This is a genomic window from Dyella sp., assembly GCF_035508675.1.
In the GTDB taxonomy this organism is placed as follows: domain Bacteria; phylum Pseudomonadota; class Gammaproteobacteria; order Xanthomonadales; family Rhodanobacteraceae; genus Dyella_B.
This window is the reverse complement of sequence record NZ_DATJMN010000356.1, coordinates 1-2807: the sequence shown is the minus strand read 5'-3', so window position 1 is coordinate 2807 and position 2807 is coordinate 1. Positions and strand designations below refer to the sequence as shown.

The following is a 2807-nucleotide window of genomic DNA, read 5'->3' as shown; positions in this document are numbered from 1 at the left end:
ACAGCGACGAATAATTGGGCAGCGCGCTGTTCAGCAGGGCCAGGCCGCTAGGCGTATTGATGGTCGCCCAGGGCTGCGTGATCGGGCCCCAGTTGTACGGGCTGCTCACGTTGTCCTCGCTCCGGTCGGTGGCGCGAATGCCGAACTTCATGTACTGCAGCCACTTGCTGTCCTCGAAATCGTATTCGAGGTCGAGACGGGCGGCGCGCTCCATGCCACGCTCGTTCTCGACATGGTCCATCGCCGCGGCCCAGAAATAGTTCGCCGGGTTGTTGACGTAGTTCGCCGGGTTGACCGTGACGCTGGGCAAGCCATGGCTGCCGTTGGTGGTGAGATACACGCCCGGCAGGTAGGTCGCGCTGAAGACGGTGAAGTCGGCCTCGTTGCTGTAGGACTTCACCAACTGCACGTCACCGGTCAAGATCATGTGATCGTTGAGGTTGTACTTGAAGCCGTTCGACCAGTCGGTGGTCGCGGTGGTCTGCTCCTGATCACGGGTGTCACCCAAGAAACCAACACCGTTGGGGCTACTTGGGTAGTTGCCGCGCCAGGTATCGGAGTTCAGCCAGCCGCTCTGGAAGATGCCCTGCCCGTTGTAGTTGAACGTGGTGCCGCTCGCTGGCGTGATGTCGAAATTGGTGTCATTGAAAATGGCGCCGTGTTCGAGCCAGTTCATCTTGTAGGAGGAGCGGATGAACTGCGAGTAGAACTCCAGATTGTTGGTCGGCCGCCACTGCAACGCACCGGCGATACCCATGCGTCGGCGCTGGAAATCCAGCGTGCGCCAGTCAGCGCCGCCCGGCACATACACCGTCTTGAAGCCACTACCGGCGGTTGCCGCCGCATCGGTGCGCTCAGTGAACGGTTCGAGCTGGATACCGTCGGTCTGGCTGGCCAGCTCCGAATAGGAAACATCGAGCAAGGCGCCGATTTCACCGAAATTCTCGGTCTTCCAGCGATTGCTATAGAGGAACGATGCGGACGGTTTGCTCTTTTTCGAAATGTCGCCTTCGTTGATGCCGGTGGAGAAGCCGATCTGCTGTCCCGGCGCATCGAACGGCATGCGCGTACGCAGGTTCACCGTGCCGCCGATGCCGCCTTCGATGATCTCCGCGTTGGGGTTCTTGTACACGTCGATGCCGGCCATCAATTCGGCCGGGATGTCTTCGAAACTCAGGCCACGCCCGCTGTTGGCGGAAAACGTGTCGCGCCCGTTCAACTGGCTCGACACCTGGGTCAGGCCACGAATCATCACGCCGCTGCCTTCGCCGGCGGGGTGGTCGGCATCGTTGGGCGAAACGAAGCGGTCGATGGTCACGCCGCTGATACGCTGCAGGGTTTCCGTCACGCTGCGGTCGGGCAAGGCGTTGATGTCCACCGCGGTGATCGAATCGACGATCTGGTCGGCGTTCTGCTTCAGCTGCTGCGCAGTTTCCAGGCTGGCGCGGATGCCGGTAACGGTTACGCCTACCAGTTGCTTGGCCTCTTCCTGCTTTTTCTTCTTGGCCGCTGTGCCAGTCTGGGTGCTCTCCACACCTGTCTGGGGCGACGCGGTGCCGCTAGCCGGAGCCGGTGCAGCATCCTCGGCATGCACGGTGGCGCAGCCGTATGTGAACGCCAGTCCCATCGCCACCGCCACCGCCAAGCGGGCGCCGGAAACAGGCTTGTACCGCACCGGACGTTCGACGCCGTGCATCTGGAATGCTTGCAGCTTCTGGATCATGAGCTTTTGTTCTCCCCGCAGTTACCCGTGCCGGCAGGCCTTGGCCTGCCCGCTGTTGTTGTCATTTCGGGCCACCGGCCCGACGAATGCCTCGACGGCGAACCGTTCAAAGCTCCCCCTGAACGTTATCGATCCATCGTCGATGTTTGGCAGTGTGGATGCTGCGGCTTAGCTTTTTGTCGGGCAATTACGAAATTGATGGAGGGAGTTAACGTTTCTTCATTTGCGGTCGCGGTAATGGATCGATCTAAATGCCTGCCCGCGATCGCTTTTTCACGGCTCCGGGCAGCCACGGACGGGCTTTGCAGGCCGCTGCGCGCCGACAAAAACGCATCGCTCTCACTTCCAGCCCACGCCGGCCATGTAGGCGTTATGGCAAGCCTATGCGCATGCTCGACGCATTACGAAAAACCTTCCGCAGCGCCGTCGACGGCTTCAACGAAGACGAACTCTTCACGCACGCCGCAGCCATCGCCTACTACTCCGCCCTGTCGATGGCGCCACTGATCGTGCTCACGCTGTGGCTGCTCTCGCTGCTGCGCGCGCAATGGCAAATGCAGCTCAATCACACGCTGACCGAAATGATGGGCGACAAGGCGGCGCGATAGCGGCAATCTCGCACGTCGAGGAGTGCTGGGGCGGAACAAAACAAGCTCACGACCAAGTTACGTTAGTGCGATGAATGAAAAATGGCATCGCGCTCGACAGTTGCGCCACGCAAGTACGGACGCGGAACGACATCTATGGCGGCATCTTCGACACAGAAATCTGGCGGCCTATAAATTCCGACGCCAGTATCCGATCAGCGGGTACATCGTCGACTTTGCCTGCCTGTCCGCCACGCTGGTGGTGGAAATTGACGGCGGGCAACATGTGGATGCCGCGGCGTACGACGCTGTCAGGACACGGCGGCTGGAAGCGCGGGGGTTTCGAGTGTTGCGCTTCTGGAATGATGAGGTGCTGATGCGCACGGAGGATGTGCTGCAGGTTATCTGGCGGGCGTTGGATGCGCGCTAAAGCCCAGGCGACCCCACCCCAGCCCTCCCCTACTATCGCAGGGGAGGGAGTTGGTTCGCGGCGGATT

At 60.8% G+C, this 2807-nt stretch carries 3 protein-coding genes; 2 read left to right on the top strand and 1 reads right to left on the bottom strand.

Going from position 1 to position 2807, the window contains the following annotated elements:
- On the bottom strand, positions 1 to 1723 hold a 1723-nt coding region (locus VMA74_RS18885; protein ID WP_325369798.1), incomplete at its 3' end, for a TonB-dependent receptor.
- Positions 1724 to 2106: 383 nt separating this feature from the next.
- Here VMA74_RS18885 and VMA74_RS18880 point away from each other — a divergent pair.
- Together VMA74_RS18880 and VMA74_RS18875 are read left to right on the top strand one after the other, a co-directional pair.
- Positions 2107 to 2331 (top strand): YhjD/YihY/BrkB family envelope integrity protein, encoded by a 225-nt coding sequence (locus VMA74_RS18880; RefSeq protein ID WP_325369796.1) that lies wholly within the window; start codon positions 2107 to 2109, stop codon positions 2329 to 2331.
- A gap of 70 nt (positions 2332 to 2401) precedes the next feature.
- The gene (locus VMA74_RS18875; RefSeq protein WP_325369794.1) at positions 2402 to 2740 is read left to right on the top strand and encodes an endonuclease domain-containing protein; all 339 of its coding nucleotides are present in this window, start codon (positions 2402 to 2404) and stop codon (positions 2738 to 2740) included.
- Positions 2741 to 2807 lie beyond the last annotated feature (67 nt).

What these genes read in the sequence shown, in the direction of transcription:
- VMA74_RS18880 (WP_325369796.1), top strand. Translation starts at nt 2,107, where the DNA reads ATGCGCATGCTCGACGCATTACGAAAAACCTTCCGCAGCGCCGTCGAC.
- VMA74_RS18875 (WP_325369794.1), top strand. Translation starts at nt 2,402, where the DNA reads ATGAATGAAAAATGGCATCGCGCTCGACAGTTGCGCCACGCAAGTACG.